Source organism: Micromonospora sp. WMMD961, from assembly GCF_029626145.1.
Taxonomy (GTDB): Bacteria; Actinomycetota; Actinomycetes; order Mycobacteriales; family Micromonosporaceae; genus Micromonospora.
Map to the genome: position 1 here is coordinate 1,982,504 of NZ_JARUBJ010000002.1, position 23,796 is coordinate 2,006,299.

The window sequence follows — 23,796 nt, forward strand, 5'->3', positions numbered from 1 at the left end:
GGCGCCGTCCGCCGTCGGTCGGCGAGAGGGTGGGACGTGCGCAGTCGGATCGTGGTCGCCGGGCTGGCCGGGCTGCTGGTGAGTGGCTGCGCGGACGAGGCCGAGCCGGTGGCGGTGCCGCCACCGGTGCCGATCGCCGTGGACGTGGCCGCGGCCTCCTCGGGCGGGGCCTGCCGACTGCTGGACTTCGCGGTCATCGAACAGCTGGTCAAGGTGCGCTTCGACGTGGCGGCGGCCAGCGAACAGGGCGACACGCACACCTGTGTGGTCCGGGCTGCGGGAGCGACGCTGCCGGAGCTGACGTTGAGTGTGTCCGAGACCACGATCGACAAGACCACCTTCGGTGCCGACGTGGTGCCCGACAAGGCGGCGAAGGTCACCGGGCTGGGCCAGCAGGCGTACCGGCGGACCACCGCCGCCGCGAGTGGGCACGGTCCGGTCGCCGAGGTGGGTTGGCTGGCCACCGACGGGCGGTTGGCCACGGTGAGCTGGACCTCGGCCCGTGGCAGCGAACGCTCGGCAGCGGAGAAGCTGACCGGCGACCTGACCGCACTCGCGAAGAAGGTCGACACCAGGGCGTTGTGACGCCCGGGTGCCCGGTTGGTCAGTTGGCGGCGACGAAGACCCGGGAGGCGACCTCGCGGGGCAGCCGCACCCGGTCCCCGGAACGGTCGATGGACACCCCGTCGCGCTCCTGCGCCACGGTCACGGTCGCGCCGGGGTCGACACCGGCGGCGTGCAGCTGGCGCAGCACGTCACCGTCGGTCTGCACGCTCTCGCAGATCCGGCGGACCACGACCGGCCCGGAGAGGCCCGGGAAGGCCAGGTTGCGCTCGCCCTCGGCGGCATCGGTGGCTTCCGCCTCCGGCGAACCCAGCTCTTCCAGACCCGGGATCGGGTTGCCGTACGGGGAGCGGGTCGGCCGGTTGAGCAGGTCGTAGACCCGCTTCTCCACGGCGTCGCTCATCACGTGCTCCCAGCGGCAGGCCTCTTCGTGGGCCTCCTCGTAGGGCATCCCGATGACGTTCACGAGCAGCAACTCGGCGAGGCGGTGCTTGCGCATCACCGACACGGCCGTGCCGCGACCCAGCGCGGTGAGCGTGAGGTGTCGGTCACCCTCGACGGTGAGCAGGCCGTCGCGCTCCATCCGGGCGACGGTCTGGCTCACGGTGGGGCCGCTCTGCCGTAGCCGCTCGGCGATGCGGGCACGCAGCGGCGGCACCCCCTCCTCTTCCAGCTCGAGGATGGTGCGCAGGTACATTTCGGTCGTATCGACCAGGTCGTGAGACTTCATAACGTCAGCGGCCCTCCGATGCACGATGTTACCCCGGTGAACGACCGGCGACCGCCGCCGAACCGCGAGCCGTCGACACGGATGGTGTTTGATGGTCGCCATGTCCGGTCCCCAGGAGCCGTTGGTCGAGGTCGATCGCCTTGCCGCCGCGCTCGACGATGTCGATCCGCCCACCCTGCTCGACGTCCGCTGGCGGCTCGTCGGCCCGCCCGGCCGTGACGACTACCTCGCCGGCCACCTACCCCGCGCGGTCTTCGTCGACCTGGACACCGTGCTCTGCGGCGCTCCGGGTGCCGGTGGTCGGCACCCGCTGCCCGACCCGGCGGCCCTGCAGGCCGGGCTCCGGGCTGCCGGCGTCCGCGCCGGTCACCCCGTCGTGGTGTACGACGGCGGCGATGGTCTTGCCGCCGCCCGGGCCTGGTGGACGTTGCGCTGGGCGGGGCACTCCCCGGTGAGCGTGCTGCACGGTGGCTACCCGGCCTGGGTCGCGGCCGGTCTGCCCGTCTCCACCGACGTGCCCGCCCCGCCCCCCGGCGATGTCGTGGTACGTCCCGGTGGTCTTCCGGTCCTCGACGCGGGACAGGCCGCCACGCTGGCCGCCACGGACGACGCCGTGCTGCTCGACGTACGGGCGGCTCCCCGTTACCGGGGTGAGGTGGAGCCGATCGACCCGATCGCGGGGCACGTGCCGGGGGCGGTGAACCTGCCCGCCGCCGAGTACGTCGGCCCGGACGGGCGCTTCCCGGCCGCCGACGTGTTGGGCGAGCGGTTCGCCGCCGCCGGGGTGACCGGGGAGCGGGCCGTCGGGGCGTACTGCGGCTCCGGGGTGACCGCCGCGCAGGCGGTGCTCGCGCTGCACCTGGCCGGTCGCGCGGACGCGGCGCTCTACGTTGGATCGTGGAGCGACTGGGTGGCCGATCCGGCTCGCCCGGTCGCCGTCGGGCAGACACCTGGCCGTTGACCAGCGCGTGCGGTGGGCCTGCGGCGGTCCCCGTGCGACGATGGGCTCATGTCCGACGACACGGTGGTGGTGTGGGACGAGTCGCTGCTCGCCTACGACATGGGTGACCATCCGCTCGACCCGGTCCGGGTGGAGCTCACCTTCGCGCTCGCCCGCGAGTTGGGCATCCTGGATCGCCCCGGGGTGCGGATGGTCAAGCCGGAGATCGCCGACGACGCGGTGCTCACCCGGGTGCACGACCCCGCCTACCTGGCCGCGGTGCGGGCCGCGCCGCGCGACCCGCTCTTCGCCGGTTACGGGCTGGGCACCTCGGACAACCCGGTGTTCGAGGGCATGCACGAGTCCAGTGCGTTGATCGCCGGTGCGACGGTGGCTGCCGCCGAGGCGGTCTGGCGCGGGGACGCGCGGCGGGCGGTGAACGTGGCCGGTGGCCTGCACCACGCGATGCCCGCCCGGGCCTCCGGCTTCTGTGTCTACAACGACCCCGCGGTGGCCATCGCCCACCTGCTCGACCTCGGTGCCGAGCGGATCGCGTACGTGGATGTCGACGTGCACCACGGCGACGGTGTGCAGCAGATCTTCTGGGACGACCCCCGGGTGCTGACGGTCAGCCTGCACGAGACCCCACTGGCGCTCTTCCCGGGCACCGGGTTCCCGGACGAGACGGGTGGGCCGGGCGCGCAGGGCACCGCCGTCAACATGCCGCTGCCCCCGGGTGTCGACGACACCGCCTGGCAGCGGGCCTTCCACGCGATCGTGCCGTCGGTGCTGCGCGCGTTCCGGCCGCAGGTGCTGGTCAGCCAGTGCGGCGCGGACGGGCACCGACTGGATCCGCTCGCCGACCTGAACCTGACGGTGGACGGGCAGCGGGTCACCTACCTGGCGATGCGGGCACTCGCCGACGAGCTGTGCGACGGTCGCTGGGTGGCCACCGGCGGCGGCGGATACGCGCTGGTCGAGGTGGTGCCCCGGGCCTGGAGCCACCTGCTGGCCGTGGCCACCGGCGCGCCGATCGACCCGGCCACGCTCACCCCGCCCGCGTGGCGGGACCTGGTCGCCTCCCGTCGGCTCGGCCGGGAGGTGCCGTTGCGGATGACCGACGACGCGGACCCGTCGTACGAGCCGTGGCAGCCGACCGGCGAGCCGAACGCGGTGGACCGGGCGATCGCGGCCACCCGCAAGACGGTCTTCCCGCTGCTCGGGCTCGACCCGCACGATCCGCGGGACTGAGCCGGGCCGTTTCGGTGACGATCCTGGACCAGCCCGTCGACGTGCTGCTCAGCGACGGCAGCACCGTCCAGTTACGACCGATCGACCCGGCCGACGCGCCGGGCATCGTGGCCATGCACAGCCGGTTCTCCGAGCGCACCCGCTACCTTCGGTACTTTTCGCCGTACCCGCGCATCCCGGAACGGGATCTGATCCGTTTCGTCACCGTCGACCACCGCGACCGGGAGGCGTTCGTGGTGCTGGCCGCCGGTCAGATCGTCGCGGTCGGCCGGTACGAGCGGCTCGGCCCGCAGGCCCCGGAGGCGGAGGTGGCCTTCGTGGTGGAGGACGCCTACCAGGGCCGGGGCATCGGCTCGGTGCTGATGGAGCACCTGGCCGACGCGGCCCGTCGCAACGACATCATGAGCTTCGTCGCCGAGGTGTTGCCGGCCAACGGGACGATGCTGCGGGTCTTCGCCGACTTCGGCTACCAGGTCCAGCGCGAGTACGCCGACGGCGTGGTGCACCTGAGCTTCCCGATCGCGCCCACCGAGGCGACCCTGGAGGTGCAACGCGGCCGGGAGCACCGCACCGAGGCCCGCTCGATCGCCCGGCTGCTCGCCCCACGGGGCATCGCCGTCTACGGTGCCAGCGCCACCGGTCAGGGCGTCGGCGCGGCGGTGCTCGGGCACCTACGGGACGGTGGTTTCACCGGTGCGGTGGTGCCGGTGCACCCGAGCGCGTCGACAGTGGCCGGCCTGCCCGCGTACCCCTCGGCTGTCGAGGCCGGCACGCCGGTGGACCTGGCGGTGGTGGCGGTCCCGCCGGAGGCGGCGACCGCGGTCGTCGCCGACGCCGCCGCGGCGGGGGTGCACGGCCTGGTGGTCATCTCGGCCGGCTTCGCCGAGGCCGGAGCGGAGGGCGCGGCCACGCAACGGGCGCTGGTCCGCGCGGCGCACGCCGCCGGTATGCGGGTGATCGGCCCGAACTGCCTGGGCGTGGCCAACACCGACCCGACGGTACGCCTCAACGCCACCCTCTCCCCGGCACTGCCGCCGGCCGGACGGGTGGGCATCTTCAGCCAGTCCGGCGCGTTCGGGGTGGCGTTGCTCGCCGAGGCGGACCGGCGTGGCCTCGGGCTGTCCAGTTTCGTGTCGGCCGGAAACCGGGCCGACGTCTCCGGCAACGACCTCCTCCAGTACTGGCAGGACGACCCCGGCACCGACGTGATCATGCTGTACCTGGAGACCTTCGGTAACCCGCGCAAGTTCGCCCGGTTGGCCCGGCGCATCGGCCGCGCCAAACCGGTCGTCGCGCTCGCCTCGCCGGCCCGCCCGGTGGGGGTCGGTGACACCGCCGGGCCGGACGAGGTGGCGGTGGCCGCCCTCTTCGCCCAGTCCGGGGTGATCCGGGTGGACACCGTGCCGGAGTTGCTCGACGTGGGTGTGCTGCTGGCCAACCAACCGTTGCCGGCCGGCGGTCGGGTCGGCGTGGTCGGCAACTCCTCGGCCCTGACCGGCCTGGCCGCCACCGCCTGCGTCGGGCAGGGCCTCACCGTGGTCGACGGTTATCCCCGCGACGTCGGGCCGAGCGCCGGTGCCGCCGAGTTCGCCGCCGCTCTCGCCGAGATGGCCGGCGACGAGCGGGTGGACGCCCTGGTCGTGGTCTTCGCTCCGCCGCTGCCCGGGCAGCTGACCGAGGTGGACGCCGACGTGACCGCCGCGCTACCGGCGGCCCTGGCACTGGGTAAGCCGACCGTGGCGACGTTCCTGGTCGGGCGGCTGCCGCCGGGCGTGCCCGCGTACGGGGGAGTGGAGGAGGCCGTGCGGGCCCTCGCCCGGGTGCACAGGTACGCCGAGTGGTTACGCCGTCCGCCCGGGGTGGCGCCCGAGTTGCCCGGCGTCGACCGGGCCGCCGCCCAGGCCGCGCTCCGCGCCGACGGCACCGACCCGGGCGCGCTGTTGGCCGCGTACGGCATCGACGTGGTGGCCTCGGTGCCCGTCGACTCGGCCGACGCGGCGGTCGACGCGGCCGCGCGGCTGGGCTTCCCGGTGGCGCTCAAGGCGGCCGCCCCCGGGCTGCGGCACCGGCTCGACCTCGGCGCGGTCCGGCTCGACCTGCCCGACGAGCCGACAGTGCGTCGGGCGTACGCCGAGCTGGCGGCGACCTTCGGAGCGGACGCGCTGGTCCAGCCGATGGTGCCGCCGGGGGTGGCCTGCGTGGTGGAGTTGGTGGAGGACCCGGCGTTCGGGCCGGTGGTCGGCTTCGGTCTCGGCGGTGTCGCCACCGAGTTGCTGGGTGATCGGGCCTGGCGGGCGGTTCCGCTGACCGACACGGACGCGGCCGAGCTGGTCGACGAGCCCCGGGCGGCGCCGTTGTTGCGCGGGCACCGGGGTGCCGCACCGGTCGACCGGGCGGCCCTCGCCGACCTGCTGCTGCGGGTGGGGCAGCTCGCCGACGAGCAGCCCCGGGTGCGTTCGTTGACCCTCAACCCGGTGCTGGCCCGCCCGGATGGCATCTCCGTCCTGCACGCCCAGGTACGCGTCGGCGGTGTGGCCGCCCGCCCCGACACCGGCCCCCGCCGCCTCTGAGTGCGCCGGTCAGGCGCGGCTGGAGATCTGTTGGACGCCCCACGAGTTGCCGTCCGGGTCGGTGAAGAAGACGAAGCCGACGTTGTCCAGCGGGTCCGGCACCGGCCGGGGGTTCTGCCCCACCGTCTGGATCTCGCTGACCTCCACGCCGCGTTCGACCAGCTCCGCGTGGGCGCGCTTGAGGTCGGGCACCACCAGTTGCAGGCCCTTGAGGGAACCCGGCGGCATCTCCGGGACGACGCCCTTGCCGATCACGATCGAGCAGCCGGAGCCGGGCGGGGTCAACTGCACGATGCGCGCCTCGTCGCTGATCACCGTGTCGTGGTCCACGGTGAAGCCGAGCTGGTCGGCGTAGAACTTCTTGGCCCGGTCCAGGTCGGTGACCGGCACGATCACCACTTCCAACGTCCAGTTCATCATTGCTCTCCTCGTGTCGTCGTTGTCGATCGCAGCAGGTCGGCGAGCCGCGTGAAGCTCTGCCCAACGCCCCGGGTCATCGGGTAGCGCAGCACGACGTCCCGCCCCTGAGCGGTGGCGTAGCGCAGCGTTGTGGTGACCGTCGTCCGGCCGGCCAGCTCGGTGAACTCGTGGCTGACCAGCGTCTCGCCCGGGTAGGACTGGTCGTCGAACAGCTCGGTGCAGACCAGCCGGTGCGGTGCCTCGACCTGCCGGTAGGCCCCAGCCTGGACCATCCGGGCGCCCTCTGGGCCCTGCGACACGAACCGCCACCGCCCGCCGACGCGCAGGTCGACGTCGCACTCCACCAGGTTCCAGCCGCGCGCGCCGTACCACCGGACCAGCAGTTCGGGTTGGGTGAAGGCGGCGAACACCAGCCGCGCCGGTGCCTCGAACAGCCGACTCAACACGATTTCCCGGTCACCCGGAGTGTGCACGACGAGCGGGTCGTCGACGGCGCTCACCCGCGCGACCCGTTCGGGTGGGAGTGTCGACCGGTGGTGTCGGTCTGGTCGGTGGCCTGGATGTCATCGAGCAGCGCGTCGAGGCGCTGATAGCTCTCCGCCCAGTAGCCGCGGTAGTCGGCGAGCCATGCTGTCGCCTCCCGGAGCGGGCGGGCCTCCAGCCGGCACGGCCGGCGCTGGGCATCGCGCCCTCGGCTGACGAGGCCAGCGCGCTCCAGCACCTTGAGGTGCTTGGAGATCGCCGGCTGGCTCATCGCGAAGGGTTCTGCCAGCTCCGTCACGCTCGCCTCCCCGGCCGCGAGCCGAGCCAGGATGGCCCGTCGGGTCGGGTCGGCCAACGCCGCGAACGTCGCATCCAGCAGTTCGGTGCTCACCACGTATAACCTCCCGGTTTCATAACCATGTGGTTTGTATCGTGGATCGACGTCACCGGTCAAGCACCCCGACAGCATGGAAGGCCCCGGCGAACCGCCAGGGCCTTCCATGGGAACCGGGTGCGTCAGCAGGCGTACGCCTCCAGGCGCTGGGCGCGCTCCGGTGCGCGCAGCTTGAGCAGCGTCACCTTCTCGATCTGCCGGATCCGCTCCCGGGACAGCCCGAACTCCCGGCCGACCTCGTCCAGCGTGCGCTGCCGGCCGTCGTCCAGACCGAACCGGAGCCGGATGACCGCCTGCTCCCGCTGGGACAGGGTGGCCAGCACCACACTGACCTCGTTGCGCAGCTCACCCTGGGCGGCGGCGTCGCCCGGCTCGGTACGCGGATCCACCGATGCCACGAAGTCACCCAGCGCGCTCTCGCCGTCGTCGCCGACGGCCTGGTCCAGGCTGACCGGCTCCCGGTCGTAGGAGATCAGCTCGATGACCTGGATCTCGGGGATCTCCAGGGCGCGGGCGACCTCGGCGACCGTGGGTTCGCGACCCAGCGTCACCGACAGCTCGCGGCGGGCCCGGACCATCCGGTTGACCTGCTCGACCATGTGCACCGGGATGCGGATGGTGCGGGCCTGGTCGGCCATCGCGCGGGTGATCGCCTGCCGGATCCACCAGGTCGCGTACGTGGAGAACTTGTAGCCCTTGGCGTAGTCGAACTTCTCCACCGCCCGGATCAGGCCGAGGTTGCCCTCCTGGATCAGGTCCAGGAACGCCATGCCGCGACCGGTGTAGCGCTTGGCGATGCTGACCACCAGCCGCAGGTTCGCCTCCAGCAGATGGTCCTTCGCGGCCCGGCCCTCCGCGACGATCAGCTCCAGATCGGCCCGCAACTCGGCGGAGACCGGCGTGCAGGTCGCCAGCTTCTCGTCGGCGAACAGGCCGGCCTCGATCCTCCGGGCCAGGTCGACCTCCTGCGCGGCGGTCAACAGCTTCGTCCGGCCGATCCCGTTGAGGTACGCCCGGACCAGGTCGGTGGAGATGCCACGCTCGTCGGTGGCGTCCAGGTCGGTGAGGACCTCGGAGGCCCCGTCGGTGTCGGTCGTGGTGGCCGGGCGCGTATGGTGTTCCGTCATCTGCAGGACCATCTCTGTCTCTCCCCGTTTCCACGTCTGTGCCGTGTCTCCGGCCCAGCGGTGCCGGTGTGAGACACAGCTTGGCGGGCGGGGCGTAAAACGGGAGTGAGGCGATCGGGCACCCGACAGGAATTGGGTCGGGTCGCTGGTGCGGTGTGTCGTCCGGGTGTGCGGTTGCCCGCCACGGTTACGTTGCGGACGGTCGGCCAGCTCGGGTCGGCGAGGACGACAGATGGAGGACGGCGTGGTCTTCAAGCGGCTCATGAAGGCGATGGGCGTCGGCGGCCCGTCGGTGGAGACGGTGCTGGCCAACCCGAACTGCCGCCCGGGCGGCGAACTGGAGGGCCGCATCCAGGTGATCGGCGGCGACCACCAGGTCGACATCGACCAGGTGCACCTCGGCCTGGTCACCCGGGTCGAGGTGGAGAGCGGCGACAACGACTACGACACCACCCAGGAGTTCCACCGCCAGCAGGTCACCGGCGCGTTCCGGCTGGAGCCGGGGCAGCGCCACGACATCCCGTTCCGCTTCGCCGTGCCGTGGGAGACGCCGGTCACCGAGCTGTACGGGCAGCACCTGCACGGCATGACGATGGGACTGCGTACCGAGTTGGAGGTCGCCCGCGCGGTCGACAAGGGCGACCTGGATGCCGTGTCGGTGCATCCACTGCCGGCGCAGGAGCGCCTGCTCGACGCGTTGCTGCGACTGGGCTTCCGTTTCGCCCGCGCCGATGTGGAACGTGGGCACATCTACGGCGTACGGCAGACGTTGCCGTTCTACCAGGAGATCGAGTTCAACCCCGCGCCGCAGTACGCCCGCTCGATCAACCAGTTGGAGGTCACCTTCATCGCCGACGCCCAGCAGATGCAGGTGGTGCTGGAGGTCGACAAGCGCGGCGGCGTCTTCAGCGAGGGCCGCGACGCCTTCGGCCGGTTCACGGTGGACCACGCCACCGCCGACCGCACCGACTGGACCGCCGAACTCGACAACTGGCTCCGCCAGTCCCTGTCCCGCCGAGGCCTCTTCTCCTAACCCACCCCACCCCACCCCACCCCACCCCGGCCCCCAGACCCCCACCGCACCCGTTGACCATGAAGTTATTGCCCACCGCTGCGGCGTGTCGTGGCAATAACTTCATGATCAACGCAGCGGGGTGGGGGTGGGGGTGGGTTAGAGGTCTAGGAGGAGGGTTTGGGGGCCTATGTTGACGCTTTCCACGAGCATGTGGGCGCGGAAGCGGCCCGTCTCGACGGTGGCGCCCCGCTGGCGGAGCGCATCGACGACCGCTGTCACCAGTGGTTCGGCCACCTCGGCCGGGGCGGCTGCCGTCCAGCTTGGACGGCGTCCCTTGCGGGCGTCGCCGTAGAGGGTGAACTGGCTGACCACCAGGATCGGCGCGCCGGTGTCGGCGGCGGACCGCTCGTCGTCCAGGATGCGCAACTCGTGCACCTTGCGGGCCATCGTCTGAGCGGTCTGCGCGGTGTCGGTGTGAGTCACCCCGAGCAGCACCAGCAGACCGTTCTCGATCGCGCCGACCACCTCGCCGTCCACGGTCACGCTGGCCCGCCCGACGGTCTGCACCACCGCCCGCATCAGCCGACCACCGCCGCGCTCATCGCCGCGCCCACCGCCGAGGCATCCGCCGCCCGCGTCACGCGGTCACCACCTCGATGAAGCCGCGCTCGACCAGGTGCGCCACGATCGGCCCGGCGGCCTCGGCCATCTCGTCGGGCTCCACGTCGTGCGCGGCGGCGAGCAGGGCGAGCTGGTCACGCAGCGGCAACCGGCCGTCGGCGCCACCGACCAGCGCCAGCACCAGCGGGTCGATCTCCTCGGTCCAGCGCAGGCCGTGCGGCATCGCGAGGACCTGCCGGTCCACCCCCCAGCCCTCGTCGCCCATGGTGGCCTCCTGCCGCAGTTGGAGGCCCTCGGCGGCCCGGTAGCGCTCGGCGAGCAGCGCTTCGGTGTCGCGTACCCGGAGGAAGTCCTGGCGGTCGAACCAAGCCGCGATCTGGTCGCCCAGCGGTGGCTGCACCCGCTGGCGCAGATCCTCCACCCGGACCACCGGGTCGGCGTGCCCGCCCCGGCGCAGCGACACGATGCCGAAGCCGATCCCCTCCACCTTGTGCGCGTCGAACCAGTCCAGCCAGGCGGCCATCCGCTGCGGGTCGGGGGTCTCGCCGACGTCGGTGAGCCACAGGTCGACGTACGCCATGGGGTCGGCCACCTCACGCTGGATGACCCAGGCGTCCAGGCCGGTCCCGGCGAACCAGCCGGCCACCCGTTCGTCCCACTCCTCACCGGCGACGTGCACCCAATTCGCCAGGTACTGCATGGTGCCGCCCTCGGTGAGCAGCCCCGGGGCGGCGGCGGCCAACTCGGCGCCGATCGCGTCACCGACCCGGCCGGAGTCGCGGTAGACGTGCGTGGTCGTGCCCGGGCCGACCACGAACGGCGGGTTGCTCACCACCAGGTCGAAGCGCCGGCCCGCGACCGGGGCGACCAGGTCGCCGCGCAGCAGCTCCCAGTCCTGACCGTTGAGGGCGGCGGTGGTGGCGGCGAAGCGCAGCGCCCGCTCGGAGAGGTCGGTGGCGGTCACCGAGTCGGCGTGGGTGCCCAGGTGCAGGGCCTGGACGCCGGAGCCGGTGCCCAGGTCCAGCGCGGTGCCGACCGGTCGGCGCATGGTCGCGCCGATCAGGGTGTGGGTCGCCCCGCCGATGCCGAGCACGTGCTCAGCGTGCAACGGGCGACCCGGCCGCGCGCTGGCCGGCACGTCGGCGAGCACCCACCAGTCGTCCCCGTACGGTTCCAGGTCGACGCCGGCTCGCAGACCGTCGGCGTACCGCACGACCAGTCCGCCGGCCAGCGCCTCCTCCAGGCTCAGTGGTGCCAGCGCCGCCGCCACCGCTGCCTCCGGCTCGGTCTGGTCGCAGATGAACACCCGGATCAGGGTGCCCAGTGGGTCGCCGTCCTCGGTGGCGCGCAACGCGGCGCGATAGTCGTTGCGGGCGACCGCGGCGGTTGCCTGCGCGCCCAGCCTCTCGGCGATGCCGTGGCTGGTGAACCCGGCCCGGGTCAGCGCGGTTCGCAGCGCGTCGACGCCGGCGGGGGAGAGCAGCATGTCGTGTTCGTCCACGCCGCCATCCTGCCTTCCACCGCGACGTCGGGCGCGGCCACCCGCCGGATCGAACCCGGAGCGTCGGTGGTCGTCCGCAACAGACGGCCGGGCAGGATGGTGTCATGACGCTCGTACTCCCCATCGACCCCGAGGCGAACCGGCTGCTGGAGCGCAGCCCGCTGGCCCTGCTCATCGGCATGACCCTGGACCAGCAGGTGCGCTGACCATGGAAACGCCTGACCCCAGCTCAACGGGCACCTGGCCAGTCCTGTGAGCGATCACTACATCCGGCTGGTGCCCACGGATCCGAACTGGCAGCCGGATCCCCAGGCCGCAGCCGCCGTCGTCGCCTACGTGGCGAACTTGTTCTCCGGGCCCGGCGACGCGGTCGACGAGGTGAAACAGACCTTCTACGACAGAGTGACCTTGATAGACGCCGGCATGTACACGGAACGGATCACATGCCCGCGCTGCGCCGGGTCCATCAGCATGGAGTGGCTCGGCGACCTGGTCCGCGAGAACGGCACGGGTTTCGACCACCTGAACGTGGCAGTGCCCTGCTGCGGTAGGTTCGTGGGATTGCACACCCTGCATTACGAGGAGCCGATCGGCTTCGCTCGCTTCGAGGTGAGCGCCTTGAACGCGACCAGGGCGAGATACGAACTCGACACCAACGAACTGGCCCGCGCGGCCGACCTTCTGGGTCACCCGGTCGCGCAGACCCTTGCGCACTACTGACCAACTATCGTCTCCCTCCTACTGACAAGACACCCACGCGCCGTCCCGCAAGGATGTGCCCGGAGCCGCCCGATCGACGGCAGGATGGTCCCCATGACGCTGTCACTGCCCATCGATCCCGAGGCGAACGAGCTTCTCCAGCGGAATGCGCTGGCACTTGTCCTTGCGCTCGTCCTCGATCAGCAGGTGCCGATGGAGAAGGCGTTCTCCTCGCCGTACGTGCTGGCGCAGCGGCTCGGCCACGAGCTGGACGCGGTCGAGTTGGCCGGGTACGACCCGGAGGCGCTCGTCGCGCTCTTCGCCCAGCCGCCCGCGTTGCACCGGTTCCCGAAGGCGATGGCGGCCCGGGTGCAGGAGGTCTGCCGGGTGCTGGTGGAGCGCTACGACGGTGACGCGGCGCTGCTCTGGTCCGACGTCACCGACGGGCCGGAGCTGCTGCGCCGGGTTTCCGGGCTGCCCGGCTTCGGCAGGCAGAAGGCGCAGATCTTCGTGGCCCTGCTCGGCAAGCGGTTCGGGGTGACCCCGCAGGACTGGCGGAACGCGGCCGGGGACTACGGCGACCCGGGCGCGTACCGGTCGGTGGCCGACGTCACCGACGCCGACTCGCTGCGCCGGGTGCGGGAGTACAAGCAGCAGATGAAGGCCGCGGCCAAGGCTGCGGGGGGATGAAGCTCAGGCGGCGGTGGGATGGGCCAGGGAGGCCAGCGCGCGCCGGACGTCGGCGAGCGAGACGGTCGCCGAGTCGTCCAGGTCGGCCAGGCCGGCCTCGATCCACTGGCGCATCAGGGTGGTGACCCCGATGCCCCGGGCGTCGGCGGCGGCGCGGACCCGCTCGTAGGTATCCAGCGGCAGCCGGACCGACCGGCTGACCATCGGCACGTCGGTGTCGGGGGTGGGGAGGTCCACCGCCGGGCTCTCGTCGATCAACTCGGCGATCCGGTCGTCGCCGCTGTGGAACTGCTTGGTCGCGTCGTTCCGGTGCATCGTCACGGCCTCCTCATCGGCGAGATCTCCGCACGGCCTCGTCGTAGCGCTTGGACTCGGCGTCGCTCAGCTCACGGGCGGAGAGGATGTCCCAGTCGTTGTCGGTGCCATCGGCCTCGGCGAGCAGCACTGCCAGTCGGCGGCCCCGACGGGCGGCGGCGTAGACCACCATCACGTCGTCGCCCAGATGGCGGATGACCCGGCGGGCGCTGTGCAGCGCCTCCCAGACTTCCCCGGGCGTGACGTCGTAGACCCGCAGGTTGGCCAACGCCTCGTCGGTGAAGCTGAACCTGCTGCCCACGCCGGCGAGCGTACCACGCACGTAACACGTGCGTGATGACTCGAAGTTCGCTGATCACGGCATCGCGGTGACAGGATGAGGGGTAATCCCCTCGTAGGAGGTCCATGGTGAAGCGTCAGGCGTACCAGCCGATTCTGATCACCGACGCCTCGCGCAGCCAGGACGATCAGCTCAACAGTCGCCAGCGCCGTTATGTCCTGATGATGGGCATCCGAGTGCTGTGCATCATCGCTGGCGCGATCCTGGTCGGTGCGAACGCCCCACTGCTCTGGCTCTGGCTGCCGTTGTGCGGCCTCGGGATGGTGCTCATCCCCTGGTTGGCCGTGCTGCTGGCCAACGACCGGCCGCCCAAGGAGGAGCACCGGCTGGCCAACCGGTTCCACCCTCGCCAGCAGGACGACACGCCACCGATGAGCCTCACCGCCGAGGAACGCCCGCACAAGGTCATCGACGCCGAACCCTGACCCGCGAACGGGTCAGGGTTCGTACCCGTCAGGGCTGTGGACGTGCGCCCGCGGTGGAGACGGCCAGCGCCCCCAGGTCGGTGGCGCGGCCCAGCGCCGCGGCCGGGGTGGCGCCCGCGAGCCACGCGGTGAGCAGGCCAGCCGCGAAGGCGTCGCCGGCGCCCGTGACATCCACCACCGCCACCCGGCGGGCCGGAGCCACGCAGACCGCCGCGGTGCGGTCGACCCAGACCGCGCCGGCCGCCCCACGCTTGACCACGACCCGCCGGGCCGTCGCCGACAACACCCGCCCCTGCGCCGCCGGGTCCAGCCCGCCGGCCAGCACCGTCGCCTCGTCCGCGTTGACCAGCAGCAGGTCGACGTCGCGTACCCAACCCAGGAACGCCGCCGCGCCGACGCGCCGCAGCGGCGCCGCGGAGGCCGCGTCGACGCTGATGGTCAGCCCACGCTCGCGCGCGGCGGCCAACGCCCGCAGCCCCGCGCCGCGCGACGCGGCGTCCAGCAGGGTGTACGCGGACAGGTGCAGATGCCCAGCGTCGGGTGCCGCCGCGACGGCACGCTCGACGTGCGCGGCGGTCAGCCGCAGGTTCGCGCCCCGCTGGCTGACCATGGTCCGTTCGTCGTCGTCCGCCAGCACGATCACCGTGCCGGTCGGTACGCCCTCGATCCGCTCCACCGCGCAGTCGACGCCGGCCCGGGTCAGCTCGGCCACCCGGTCCCGCCCCGCGTCGTCGTCACCGACCGCGCCGACGAGCGTGACGTCCACCCGCTGCGCGGCGACCCAGGCAGCGGTGTTGGCCGCCTGACCGCCGCCGCCGAGACTGATCTCCGCTCCGGTGTCCGAGCCGGCCGCGAGGGGCCCGGACAGCACGGCGACCACATCGGTGATCACGTCGCCGACGACGACCACCCGGGCCGGTCGCGTCACGCCGGGACGGCGGTGCTGCGGGCCGCCGCGGCGACCGCGATCCGCGCGGCCAGGTCGGCGTTGCGCAGGATGATCCGGACGTTCACCGCCAGGCTCGCGCCCTCGGTGGCCGAGTGGAAGTGCGCCAACAGGTACGGCGTGACGGCCTTTCCGGTGACGCCGTCGCGCTCCAGCAGGGCCAGGCCGTCGGCGAGCGTCCGGTCGTGCAACTCCGGGTCGAGTTGCTCGTCGACCGGCAACGGGTTGGCGACGAGCAGCCCGCCGGTGTGCACGGCGTGCTCGTCCCGGGCGGCGAGCACGGCGGCGACCTGCTCCGGTGAGTCCACCGACCAGTCCAGGTCGAAGCCGGCGTCGGTCAGGTAGAAGCCGGGGAACCGGCGGGTGCGGTAACCGACCACGGCGACGCCGAGGGTCTCCAGGCGCTCCAGCGTCGCGCCCACGTCGAGGATCGACTTGACCCCGGCACAGACCACCGCGATCGGGGTCTGGGCCAGGGTGGTCAGGTCCGCCGACTCGTCGAAGGTGTGCGCTGCCTCCCGGTGCACCCCACCCAGCCCGCCGGTGGCGAACACCCCGATCCCGGCCGCCGCGGCCACCGCGCTGGTCGCGGCCACTGTCGTCGCACCGTCCGCGCCGGTCGCCGCCGCCACCGCGAGGTCGCGGACCGAGAGCTTCGTCACTCCGTCGACGGTGGCGAGGCGGGTCAGCTGGGCGTCGTCCAGGCCGACCACCAGCTCGCCGCGGATCATTCCGATCGTCGCCGGAACGGCACCGGCGCCCCGAACCGCTTGCTCGATCTCCCTGGCCACCCGCAGGTTCTCCGGGCGGGGCAGGCCGTGCGAGACGATGGTGCTCTCCAGCGCGACGACGGGTCGGCCGTCGCGGAGGGCTTCGGCGACCTCGGTGCCGTAGCTGATGCGAAAGTCAGTCACATTGGCACCGTACGGGGTCGGGTGCCCGCCGGCCTCAAGTGGACCCGGCCGTGATGACCTGCCAAACTTGTTGGTTGGAGGTGCAGACGTGAGCACAGAGGTTCTCGAGCGTCCGGAGCTGAAGGACGCCGACACCGGTCCCGAGATGTTCCACTACGTCCGCAAGGAGAAGATCGCCGAAAGTGCCGTCATGGGCACCTTCGTCGTCGCGCTCTGCGGTGAGACCTTCCCGGTCACCAAGGCGGCCAAGCCGGGTTCGCCGGTCTGCCCCAAGTGCAAGGAGATCTACGACTCGTACCGCGAGTGAACGCGGGCCGGCGTCCCGGCCGGCGACGTAGCCTGCGGCGGTGACCACCTCCACCGCCCTGCTCCTCGCCGACCTGACCGGGGTGGCGGTGTTCGCCGCATCCGGGGCTTCGGCGGCGGTGGCGAAGCGACTGGACCTGTTCGGCGTCGCCTTCGTCGGGTTCGTGGCCGCCCTCGGCGGTGGGATCTTCCGGGACCTGGTCATCGACGAGGTCCCGCCGCTGGCCTTCGCCGACTGGCGCTACGCGGCCACCGCCGCGATCACCGCGCTCGCCGTCTTCTGGCTGCACCCCCAACTGGCCCGACTGCGCACCACCGTCCTGGTGCTGGACGCGGCCGGTCTGGCGCTGTTCACCGTCACCGGCACGCTCAAGGCCCTCGACGCCCGGGTGCCGGCGGTCGGCGCCTGCCTGATCGGCATGCTCACCGCGATCGGCGGCGGGCTCGGCCGCGACCTGCTCACCGCCGAGATCCCGGTGGTGCTGCGCCGGGAGATCTACGCGGTGGCCGCGCTGGCCGGCTCGATCCTGGTGGTCGTCCTGTACGGCACCGACCAGACCGGGCCGGTGTCGCTCACCGCCGCCGCCGTCCTGGTGTTCGGGCTGCGCCTGATCGCCCTACGTCGACGGTGGTCCGCTCCGGTGGCCACGCTACGTCCGCCACGCACCGGTGACCCGGAGTGGTGAGGCGCGTTCCGCAGGGGTGACAGATGTGACCAGCGTGGCGTCGCCTGGGACGTCGGGCCCGCGCTGGTTATGCTGAGTCGGCCTTCGCGGCAGCTTCTGCGCGGAGGCGTTTTCATGGGCGGCGGCCAACGTGGCCCTCGCCCCGGATCCGCCGTCGTGCGGTCGGAGAGGAGCTTCGCGTGGCAGCCCGGACGCCGGTGCTCGAGACGTTCCCGGCACTACGCGCCTGGCAGCGTAAGGCCCTGGTCGAATACCTGCGTCGGCGTACCGAGGACTTCACCGCGGTCGCCACCCCCGGCGCCGGTAAGACCACTTTCGCCCTGCGGATCGCGGCCGAACTGCTCGCCGACGGCACCGTCGAGGCGGTCACCGTGGTCGCACCGACCGAACACCTGAAGAACCAGTGGGCCGAAGCCGCGGCCCGGGTGGGCATCCAGCTCGACGCGGCGTTCCGCAACGCCGACGTGCACTCCGCGGCCGACTTCCACGGCGCGGTGGTCACCTACGCGCAGGTGGGCATGGCCCCGCAGGTGCACCGGCGGCGCACCATGACCCGCCGCACCCTGGTCATCCTCGACGAGATCCACCACGCGGGCGACTCCCGATCCTGGGGCGACGGGGTGAAGAACGCCTTCGAGCCCGCCGTACGCCGGCTGATGCTCACCGGGACGCCGTTCCGCTCCGACGACAACCCGATCCCGTTCGTCAGCTACGAGCGGGGCGGAGACGGGCTGCTGCGCTCCCGCGCCGACTCCGTCTACGGCTACTCCGACGCCCTGCGCGACGGCGTGGTCCGGCCGGTGCTGTTCCTGGCGTACTCCGGGGAGACCCGCTGGCGCACCAACGCGGGGGACGAGTTGGCCGCCCGGCTGGGCGAGCCGATGACGCAGGACCTGGTGGCGCAGGCGTGGCGTACCGCCCTGGACCCGGCCGGCGACTGGATGCCACAGGTGCTGCGGGCCGCCGACGCCCGACTGACCGTGCTGCGCAGCGCGGGCATGCCCGACGCCGGCGGTCTGATCATCGCCACCGACCAGCAGACCGCCCGCTCGTACGCCAAGCTGATCGAGCAGGTGACCGGCGAGAAGGCCGCCGTGGTGCTCTCCGACGACCAGGGCGCTTCCGCCCGGATCGCGACGTTCGCGGCGTCCGACCAGCGGTGGCTGGTCGCGGTGCGGATGGTGTCCGAGGGGGTCGACATCCCGCGGCTGGCCGTCGGGGTCTACGCCACCAGTGCCAGCACCCCGCTCTACTTCGCCCAGGCGATCGGCCGGTTCGTCCGGGCACGCCGGCCCGGGGAGACCGCGTCGGTGTTCCTGCCCAGCGTGCCGCACCTGCTCGGGCTGGCCAGCGAGATGGAGACCGAGCGGGACCACGTCCTGGGCAAACCCAAGGAATCCGACGGCTTCGACGACGACCTGTTGGAACGGGCGCAACGCGACGACCAGGCCAGCGGGGAGCTGGAGAAGCGTTTCGCCGCGCTCTCGGCCACCGCCGAGCTGGATCAGGTGATCTTCGATGGCGCGTCGTTCGGCACCGCGGCTCAGGCCGGCACTCCCGAGGAAGAGGAATACCTCGGCCTGCCCGGTCTGCTCACCGCCGACCAGGTCTCCCTGCTGCTGACCAAGCGGCAGGCCGCGCAACTCGCCGCCCAGCGTCGTCGTACCGCCGACGGGCCCGCTCAGCCGGCCGCTGCGCCCACAGCGGCGCCACCGGCACCCATGAGCGCCGCCCAGCGCCGTGTGGCGCTCCGGCGTCAACTGAACGCTCTGGTGGCGGCCCGACACCACCGCACCGGCCAACCCCACGGCAAGATCCATGCCGAGTTGCGTCGTCTGTGCGGCGGCCCGCCCAGCGCCCAGGCCACCATCGAGCAGCTCGAGGAACGCATCGCCACCGTCCAGACCCTCTAGACCCACCAACCTCACCGACACCCGCCGCCCCGCCCCCGCCCCCGCCCCCGCCCCCGCCCCCCGCCGCCCGGCTCCGCGCCAAGATCCGCACAAGTTCGGGGATGTTGCTGCCTCGAACGTGCGGGAGGCAGCAACATCCCCGAAAGTGCGCGGATCTTGGCGACAACCCGGCCGTCTGGCCCCGGGGAGTGCGCGCCGGGCGCGCGGGTGGTGGGTGGCACGGCCCAGAGGGTCCAGGGCGCAGGGGTGGGCGCGAGGGGCGTGACGGGGCACGAAGCCGTCGCGCGGGGCCTCCGACTCGCGTCCGGGTGTGGGCCCGCCCGGCTCGCGTCCGAGGCGTGGGTTCGGGCACGAAAAAGCCGGCCGGAGACACCCTCGGGGTGCCTCCGGCCGGCTATGTCGGTTTGCGGATTTAGTTCGCCATCAGATCGGCGCCACGCCAGCTGAAATCGGGCTCCGTCGCGAACCGCTCGGTGATCTTCACGAGATCCTCCGCGTACTTGTTCGCATGGTGCCCGCAGAACACCAGCTCGCTCCCACCCGCCAGAGTGATCCGGAGCTTCCCGGCAGCATTGCAGCGGTCGCACCGTTCATCGGCAGCTGGGGGCGCCACCGTCTCGGGCGGCGGCGTGAGGGTCGGGGTCATCGCCTTCCTCCTCTGGTCGTCACCGATGAACAATCTCTTCGGTCGTTGCTCACCTATGGTGCAACACCCTTGCTAGGCACTGCCTTCCCTGTGTGCCCGCGGGGGACCGAGGTCACACCTGGCAGGGACAGTGTGCCGTGCACCCAGGGTGCCACGTCAACGATCACATTCGTGCATCCGGACGATCACCATCTGGTGTTGCACACCAGGTGGTCAAAACGACACGTTCGGTTGACGAAACCCGGTCAGTCCAGGTAATCCCGGAGGACCTGCGAGCGGGACGGGTGGCGCAGCTTGGACATCGTCTTGGACTCGATCTGCCGGATCCGCTCCCGGGTCACCCCGTAGACCTGGCCGATCTCGTCCAGCGTCCGTGGCTGGCCGTCGGTCAGGCCGAAGCGCAGGCGTACCACACCCGCCTCACGCTCGGAGAGCGTCTGCAGCACCTGCTGGAGCTGGTCCTGCAGGAGCGAGAACGAGACCGCGTCCACCGCGACCACGGCCTCGGAGTCCTCGATGAAGTCACCGAGCTGGCTGTCGCCCTCGTCACCGATGGTCTGGTCCAGGGAGATGGGCTCCCGGGCGTACTGCTGGATCTCCAGCACCTTCTCCGGTGTGATGTCCATCTCCTTGGCCAGTTCCTCCGGAGTGGGCTCGCGGCCCAGGTCCTGGAGCAGCTCGCGCTGTATGCGGCCAAGCTTGTTGATGACCTCGACCATGTGCACCGGGATGCGGATGGTGCGGGCCTGGTCGGCCATCGCGCGGGTGATCGCCTGCCGGATCCACCAGGTGGCGTACGTGGAGAACTTGTAGCCCTTGGTGTAGTCGAACTTCTCCACCGCGCGGATCAGGCCGAGGTTGCCCTCCTGGATCAGGTCGAGGAAGGCCATGCCGCGGCCCGTGTACCTCTTCGCCAGGGACACCACCAGTCGGAGGTTCGCCTCCAGGAGGTGGTTCTTGGCCCGCTCGCCGTCGCGGGAGATCCAGCCCAGGTCACGGACCATCTCCCGGACGAGCTTCTCCTCGCCCTCGTCGGCGGCCCGCAGCCGCTCGGCGGCGTAGAGCCCGGCCTCGATCCGCTTGGCCAGCTCCACCTCCTGCTCGGCGTTGAGCAGCGGAACCTTGCCGATCTGCTTCAGGTACGCACGAACCGAGTCGGCGGAGGCGGTCAGCTCGGCGTCTCGCCGGGCCTGCTTGAGGGCCTCGGACTCCTCGTCGTCCCACTCGAAGTCGTTGTCGGTCGCCGAGGCGGCCGCGTCGGTCTCGGCGGCCTGGGTCAGCTCGGCCGGCTCCTCGACCACCACGTCCTCGATGGCGGCGGCCAGCTCCTCCGGGTCGATCTCGCCCTCGGCGCCCTCACCCTTGGCCTTGGTGCCGGCCTTGGCGCCAGCGGCGGCGACCGTCGCCTTGGTGGCCCGGGTCGCCTTGGTGGCCTTCGCCGGCGCGGCAGCGCCGTCGGCGGAGGCGCCGGTGGCCTTGCGGGCGGCCACCTTGCGTGGGGCCGGCGTGGACGGCGTGTCGTCGGAGGCGGGCGCCTGCTTCGGGGCGGGCGCGGCGGCCTTCTTGGTGGTCTTGGCGGTGGTGGCCCGGGACGCCGGCGTGGTCGAGCGGGCCGCGGCGACACGGCGGCGGGTGCTCGCCGAGCCGTCCACCACTACGGTCACTCCCGCCTCGGAGAGCGCCCGCAGAATCTTCTTGGCCTGGGCCGGAGTCACCTCGGCGGACTCGACGGTGCGCGCGAGCTGGGCCGACGTGAGCTGACCGCCGGCGCTCTGCGCGTGGGCGATCAGGGTGTCGGTGAGCGAGCGAACGTCGGCGCCGGTCTGGCGGGGTTCTGTCACGAATGACCTTCCGGAGGCGAAGAGCGGGCACGGCCGGGTTGTCCGGCACAGCGTGGGGCAACCGGGCCGGGCAATGTGGTTGAGGGACCCTCGTGTCCCGGACCGGCCGGTGGTCGGCGGTCCGTGGCGCGTGGGCAGGGGTGAATTGTAACGCCGTCTGCGGCGATCATCCTGCGCCGCACTGCGTAATGGCAGTGGGACCGCCGATTCGGCGCTGATGTGGACTTTGTAAGGATGATACTCGCGCGGGGCCCCGAACGCCCCGGTCGTGCGGGAAGGGGACGTTGGGATGGACCGGTCGGCGCCGTCACCTCGGGAACTTCTGGCGGTCGCGCTCGGCGTCGCCCGGGATGCGGCGGCCACCGCGTACCGGATGCGGGTCGAGGGTGTTTCCGTCGCGGCGACCAAGAGCACCGTCACCGACGTGGTCACCGCGGCGGACCGGGCGGTCGAGCGGCAGGTGCTGGACGCGTTGAAGGAGCTGCGACCGGACGACGCGGTGCTCGGCGAGGAATACGGTACGCGCGACACCGGGCCGGTCGCCCCGGGCGGCGTGCGCTGGATCGTCGACCCGATCGACGGGACCGTCAACTACCTCTACGGGCTGCCGTACAGCGCGGTGTCGCTGGCTGCCGAGGTGGACGGCGTGGTGGTCGCCGGCGTGGTGCGCAACGTGAACACCGGCGAGGAGTGGACTGCCACCGTCGGGGGCGGGGCCTGGCGCGACGGCGTCCGGTTGCGCTGCTCCGGCGAGGTCGACCTGGGGCAGGCGCTGGTCGGCACCGGCTTCGGGTACGACGCTGGTCGTCGCGCCCACCAGGCCCAGGTGGTCGCCGGGCTGATCGCGCACGTACGGGACATCCGCCGGCTGGGCGCCGCCGCGTTGGACCTGTGTCTGGTCGCGGAGGGCCGGCTCGACGCGTACTTCGAGAAGGGTCTTGCGCCCTGGGACCTGGCGGCGGGCGGGCTGGTGGCCGCGGAGGCGGGGGTCCGGGTCGCCGGCCTGGCCGGTGGGCCGCCGGGGCCGGACCTGGTGGTCGCGGCCCCGGCGGCACTGTTCGGGTCGCTGCACGACCGGTTGGCCGAGCTGGATGCCGCCGGCGGCCCCTGACCGGACGATCAGACCGGCCCGGTCGTCACTTGGCGACCGGGGAGGGGCAGGAGCCCTTGGGGGCGCGGGGCGCGCCGATGTCGCCCAGGGACTGGTTGACCTCGGTCGTGGTGGCGAGCTGCTGGAAGCCGTTGCCCAACACCACGTCCACGACGTCGTCGGTGCGCGCCGGGTCGTAGCCCGGCTCGGCGTTGTTCAGGAAGTACGCCTGGAGCAGGTGCGCGGAGCCGACCCCCTTCGGGCCGTACCGCAGCACCGCCACGTCGTCGATCCCCTTGGGCTCGTTGCCGATCTTCTTGACCTGGAACTTGCGGTTGCGGAAGTCGTCCGCGACGCTGCCGGCCCGGCCGGGCTCGTCGGTCGCGTTGAACACGTTGATCTTGACGTCCTTGGGCTCGTGCAGAGTCACGTCGGCCAGCGGCCAGCCCTCCGGGCAGCCCTCGGCCGTGCCTGCCTTCCCCTGGGTGTCCCGGATGATCGCGGTCACCACGAATGCCAGGGCCAGCACCCCCAGCAGGCCGACGACGACGAGTGCTCGCACCCGCGCAAAACTCATCTGAGCACTCCCGGGACCTCAGGTGGATGACGGCGGCAGGCAGCTGTCGGACCGGCCGCCGGCCGTCGAATACGCCGCTGAGGTTAACGGTTGTCCGGCCGTCGCGTGGAAACAGCCCGACATGCCGGCGCGCCGACCGCGAACCAGGTACTACTACCCCTATCTTCGTGTCGCCTGAATCACATTGGGAACAACTTCGCGTGCGGGGGCGTACATCTCAGCCGCAAGGGCGGTATACATGCCTCGCCCAAGGGGGGGTAAGGTTCCGCGCTCGCGGGGGAGTCGCCCCAGCGAGCTCGACCCGTTCGGTCCTCGGGTCGGGTGCCCGACACAAGTGGTGGCCGGCCAGCGGAACCGAAACAGCGTCGTCCGGCGTTACAACCGGAAGCGACAACATCGATATGGGAGAGTGAAACCGATGGCCACCGACTACGACGCCCCGCGTCGCGACGAGGTCGACCTCGGCGAGGACAGCCTGGAAGAGCTCAAGGCACGGCGCGTCGACTCACAGTCGGGCGCGGTGGACGTCGACGAGGCCGAGGTGGCCGAGAGCTTCGAGCTGCCCGGTGCCGATCTGGCCGACGAGGAGCTCACGGTCAAGGTGCTTCCGATGCAGCAGGACGAGTTCCGGTGCGCCCGCTGCTTCCTGGTCCACCACCGTAGCCAGCTGGCAGTCGAGCGTAACGGCGAGTTGATCTGCCGCGAGTGCGTCTGACATCCACGACACCAGCGGCGGCCTCCTGAACGGGGCCGCCGCTGCCGGTGTAGGCATGCGCCACCGGTGGGTACCTG

General features: G+C 72.0%; 27 protein-coding genes. 13 read left to right on the top strand and 14 right to left on the bottom strand.

Features of this window, described 5'->3' with window-relative positions:
• Nucleotides 1–36 precede the first annotated feature (36 nt).
• Nucleotides 37–585, top strand: a complete 549-nt coding sequence (locus O7614_RS09420; RefSeq protein WP_278138082.1) for a hypothetical protein — start codon at nt 37–39, stop codon at nt 583–585.
• 19 nt (nt 586–604) lie between these two features.
• Here O7614_RS09420 and O7614_RS09425 read toward each other — a convergent pair whose 3' ends face one another.
• A complete protein-coding gene (locus tag O7614_RS09425; protein ID WP_278138083.1) occupies nt 605–1,294 on the bottom strand; it encodes a metal-dependent transcriptional regulator in 690 nt (229 codons plus the stop codon).
• 100 nt (nt 1,295–1,394) lie between these two features.
• On the opposite strand from O7614_RS09425, the gene O7614_RS09430 reads away from it, so the two are divergent.
• Genes O7614_RS09430 through O7614_RS09440 form a run of 3 tightly spaced genes read left to right on the top strand, consistent with a single transcriptional unit; the run spans nt 1,395 to nt 6,055 of the window.
• Nucleotides 1,395–2,255 carry a sulfurtransferase gene (locus tag O7614_RS09430; RefSeq protein WP_278138084.1) on the top strand — a complete coding sequence of 287 codons (861 nt, stop codon included), beginning with the start codon at nt 1,395–1,397 and terminating at the stop codon, nt 2,253–2,255.
• Between the two features lie 48 nt (nt 2,256–2,303).
• Entirely contained in the window at nt 2,304–3,485 is a 1,182-nt protein-coding gene (locus O7614_RS09435; protein ID WP_278138085.1) for an acetoin utilization protein AcuC, read from the top strand.
• A gap of 14 nt (nt 3,486–3,499) precedes the next feature.
• Complete coding sequence (locus O7614_RS09440) at nt 3,500–6,055, top strand: bifunctional GNAT family N-acetyltransferase/acetate--CoA ligase family protein (RefSeq protein ID WP_278138086.1); 2,556 nt, start codon at nt 3,500–3,502, stop codon at nt 6,053–6,055.
• A gap of 9 nt (nt 6,056–6,064) precedes the next feature.
• On the opposite strand, the gene O7614_RS09445 is transcribed toward O7614_RS09440, so the two are convergent.
• The 4 genes from O7614_RS09445 to sigB form a co-directional block, all read right to left on the bottom strand.
• Nucleotides 6,065–6,472 (bottom strand): VOC family protein, encoded by a 408-nt coding sequence (locus O7614_RS09445; RefSeq protein ID WP_278138087.1) that lies wholly within the window; start codon nt 6,470–6,472, stop codon nt 6,065–6,067.
• Nucleotides 6,472–6,975 (bottom strand): SRPBCC family protein, encoded by a 504-nt coding sequence (locus O7614_RS09450; RefSeq protein WP_278138088.1) that lies wholly within the window; start codon nt 6,973–6,975, stop codon nt 6,472–6,474. Before O7614_RS09450 ends, O7614_RS09445 begins: the two co-directional genes overlap by 1 nt.
• On the bottom strand, nt 6,972–7,349 hold the full coding sequence (locus O7614_RS09455; protein ID WP_278138089.1) for a metalloregulator ArsR/SmtB family transcription factor: 378 nt from the start codon (nt 7,347–7,349) through the stop codon (nt 6,972–6,974). Before O7614_RS09455 ends, O7614_RS09450 begins: the two co-directional genes overlap by 4 nt.
• A 125-nt stretch (nt 7,350–7,474) precedes the next feature.
• Nucleotides 7,475–8,479: an RNA polymerase sigma factor SigB gene (gene sigB / locus O7614_RS09460; protein WP_278138090.1), complete on the bottom strand. Its 1,005-nt coding sequence runs from the start codon at nt 8,477–8,479 to the stop codon at nt 7,475–7,477.
• Nucleotides 8,480–8,723: 244 nt separating this feature from the next.
• Between sigB and O7614_RS09465 the strand changes: the two genes are divergently transcribed.
• Nucleotides 8,724–9,512, top strand: a complete 789-nt coding sequence (locus O7614_RS09465) for a sporulation protein (protein WP_278142200.1) — start codon at nt 8,724–8,726, stop codon at nt 9,510–9,512.
• A gap of 138 nt (nt 9,513–9,650) precedes the next feature.
• Here the strand turns inward: O7614_RS09465 and dtd are convergent, their stop codons facing one another.
• A complete protein-coding gene (gene dtd, locus O7614_RS09470) occupies nt 9,651–10,073 on the bottom strand; it encodes a D-aminoacyl-tRNA deacylase (RefSeq protein WP_278138091.1) in 423 nt (140 codons plus the stop codon).
• A 58-nt stretch (nt 10,074–10,131) separates the two neighbouring features.
• Nucleotides 10,132–11,616 carry a methyltransferase gene (locus tag O7614_RS09475; RefSeq protein WP_278138092.1) on the bottom strand — a complete coding sequence of 495 codons (1,485 nt, stop codon included), beginning with the start codon at nt 11,614–11,616 and terminating at the stop codon, nt 10,132–10,134.
• Nucleotides 11,617–11,868: 252 nt separating this feature from the next.
• On the opposite strand from O7614_RS09475, the gene O7614_RS09480 reads away from it, so the two are divergent.
• A complete protein-coding gene (locus O7614_RS09480; protein ID WP_278138093.1) occupies nt 11,869–12,336 on the top strand; it encodes a hypothetical protein in 468 nt (155 codons plus the stop codon).
• A gap of 84 nt (nt 12,337–12,420) precedes the next feature.
• Nucleotides 12,421–13,005 (top strand): HhH-GPD-type base excision DNA repair protein, encoded by a 585-nt coding sequence (locus O7614_RS09485; RefSeq protein ID WP_278138094.1) that lies wholly within the window; start codon nt 12,421–12,423, stop codon nt 13,003–13,005.
• A gap of 3 nt (nt 13,006–13,008) precedes the next feature.
• Here O7614_RS09485 and O7614_RS09490 read toward each other — a convergent pair whose 3' ends face one another.
• Together O7614_RS09490 and O7614_RS09495 are read right to left on the bottom strand one after the other, a co-directional pair.
• On the bottom strand, nt 13,009–13,320 hold the full coding sequence (locus O7614_RS09490) for a hypothetical protein (RefSeq protein WP_278138095.1): 312 nt from the start codon (nt 13,318–13,320) through the stop codon (nt 13,009–13,011).
• Between the two features lie 13 nt (nt 13,321–13,333).
• Nucleotides 13,334–13,621 carry a hypothetical protein gene (locus O7614_RS09495; RefSeq protein ID WP_088946797.1) on the bottom strand — a complete coding sequence of 96 codons (288 nt, stop codon included), beginning with the start codon at nt 13,619–13,621 and terminating at the stop codon, nt 13,334–13,336.
• Nucleotides 13,622–13,725: 104 nt separating this feature from the next.
• On the opposite strand from O7614_RS09495, the gene O7614_RS09500 reads away from it, so the two are divergent.
• On the top strand, nt 13,726–14,085 hold the full coding sequence (locus O7614_RS09500) for a DUF3099 domain-containing protein (RefSeq protein ID WP_278138096.1): 360 nt from the start codon (nt 13,726–13,728) through the stop codon (nt 14,083–14,085).
• A gap of 28 nt (nt 14,086–14,113) precedes the next feature.
• Here the strand turns inward: O7614_RS09500 and O7614_RS09505 are convergent, their stop codons facing one another.
• Both O7614_RS09505 and O7614_RS09510 read right to left on the bottom strand, forming a co-directional pair.
• The gene (locus tag O7614_RS09505; protein WP_278138097.1) at nt 14,114–15,013 is read right to left on the bottom strand and encodes a PfkB family carbohydrate kinase; all 900 of its coding nucleotides are present in this window, start codon (nt 15,011–15,013) and stop codon (nt 14,114–14,116) included.
• Complete coding sequence (locus O7614_RS09510) at nt 15,010–15,945, bottom strand: pseudouridine-5'-phosphate glycosidase (protein ID WP_278138098.1); 936 nt, start codon at nt 15,943–15,945, stop codon at nt 15,010–15,012. Before O7614_RS09510 ends, O7614_RS09505 begins: the two co-directional genes overlap by 4 nt.
• Nucleotides 15,946–16,033: 88 nt before the next feature.
• Between O7614_RS09510 and O7614_RS09515 the strand changes: the two genes are divergently transcribed.
• The 3 genes from O7614_RS09515 to O7614_RS09525 all read left to right on the top strand — a co-directional run bounded on the left by O7614_RS09515 (nt 16,034) and on the right by O7614_RS09525 (nt 18,850).
• Nucleotides 16,034–16,252, top strand: coding sequence for a DUF3039 domain-containing protein (locus O7614_RS09515; protein ID WP_007456912.1), 219 nt, complete (start codon nt 16,034–16,036; stop codon nt 16,250–16,252).
• A gap of 40 nt (nt 16,253–16,292) precedes the next feature.
• Nucleotides 16,293–16,937 carry a trimeric intracellular cation channel family protein gene (locus tag O7614_RS09520; RefSeq protein WP_278138099.1) on the top strand — a complete coding sequence of 215 codons (645 nt, stop codon included), beginning with the start codon at nt 16,293–16,295 and terminating at the stop codon, nt 16,935–16,937.
• A 179-nt stretch (nt 16,938–17,116) separates the two neighbouring features.
• On the top strand, nt 17,117–18,850 hold the full coding sequence (locus O7614_RS09525) for a DEAD/DEAH box helicase (RefSeq protein WP_278138100.1): 1,734 nt from the start codon (nt 17,117–17,119) through the stop codon (nt 18,848–18,850).
• A gap of 412 nt (nt 18,851–19,262) precedes the next feature.
• On the opposite strand, the gene O7614_RS09530 is transcribed toward O7614_RS09525, so the two are convergent.
• Together O7614_RS09530 and O7614_RS09535 are read right to left on the bottom strand one after the other, a co-directional pair.
• On the bottom strand, nt 19,263–19,496 hold the full coding sequence (locus O7614_RS09530; RefSeq protein ID WP_030337431.1) for a hypothetical protein: 234 nt from the start codon (nt 19,494–19,496) through the stop codon (nt 19,263–19,265).
• A gap of 245 nt (nt 19,497–19,741) precedes the next feature.
• Nucleotides 19,742–21,337, bottom strand: coding sequence for an RNA polymerase sigma factor (locus tag O7614_RS09535; RefSeq protein ID WP_278138101.1), 1,596 nt, complete (start codon nt 21,335–21,337; stop codon nt 19,742–19,744).
• A gap of 289 nt (nt 21,338–21,626) precedes the next feature.
• On the opposite strand from O7614_RS09535, the gene O7614_RS09540 reads away from it, so the two are divergent.
• Entirely contained in the window at nt 21,627–22,448 is an 822-nt protein-coding gene (locus O7614_RS09540; RefSeq protein WP_278138102.1) for an inositol monophosphatase family protein, read from the top strand.
• 25 nt (nt 22,449–22,473) lie between these two features.
• Here O7614_RS09540 and O7614_RS09545 read toward each other — a convergent pair whose 3' ends face one another.
• Nucleotides 22,474–22,989 carry a LytR C-terminal domain-containing protein gene (locus O7614_RS09545; protein WP_278142201.1) on the bottom strand — a complete coding sequence of 172 codons (516 nt, stop codon included), beginning with the start codon at nt 22,987–22,989 and terminating at the stop codon, nt 22,474–22,476.
• 433 nt (nt 22,990–23,422) lie between these two features.
• Here O7614_RS09545 and O7614_RS09550 point away from each other — a divergent pair, with 433 nt between their 5' ends.
• A complete protein-coding gene (locus tag O7614_RS09550; RefSeq protein ID WP_007075406.1) occupies nt 23,423–23,719 on the top strand; it encodes a DUF4193 domain-containing protein in 297 nt (98 codons plus the stop codon).
• The last annotated feature ends 77 nt before the right edge of the window (nt 23,720–23,796 follow it).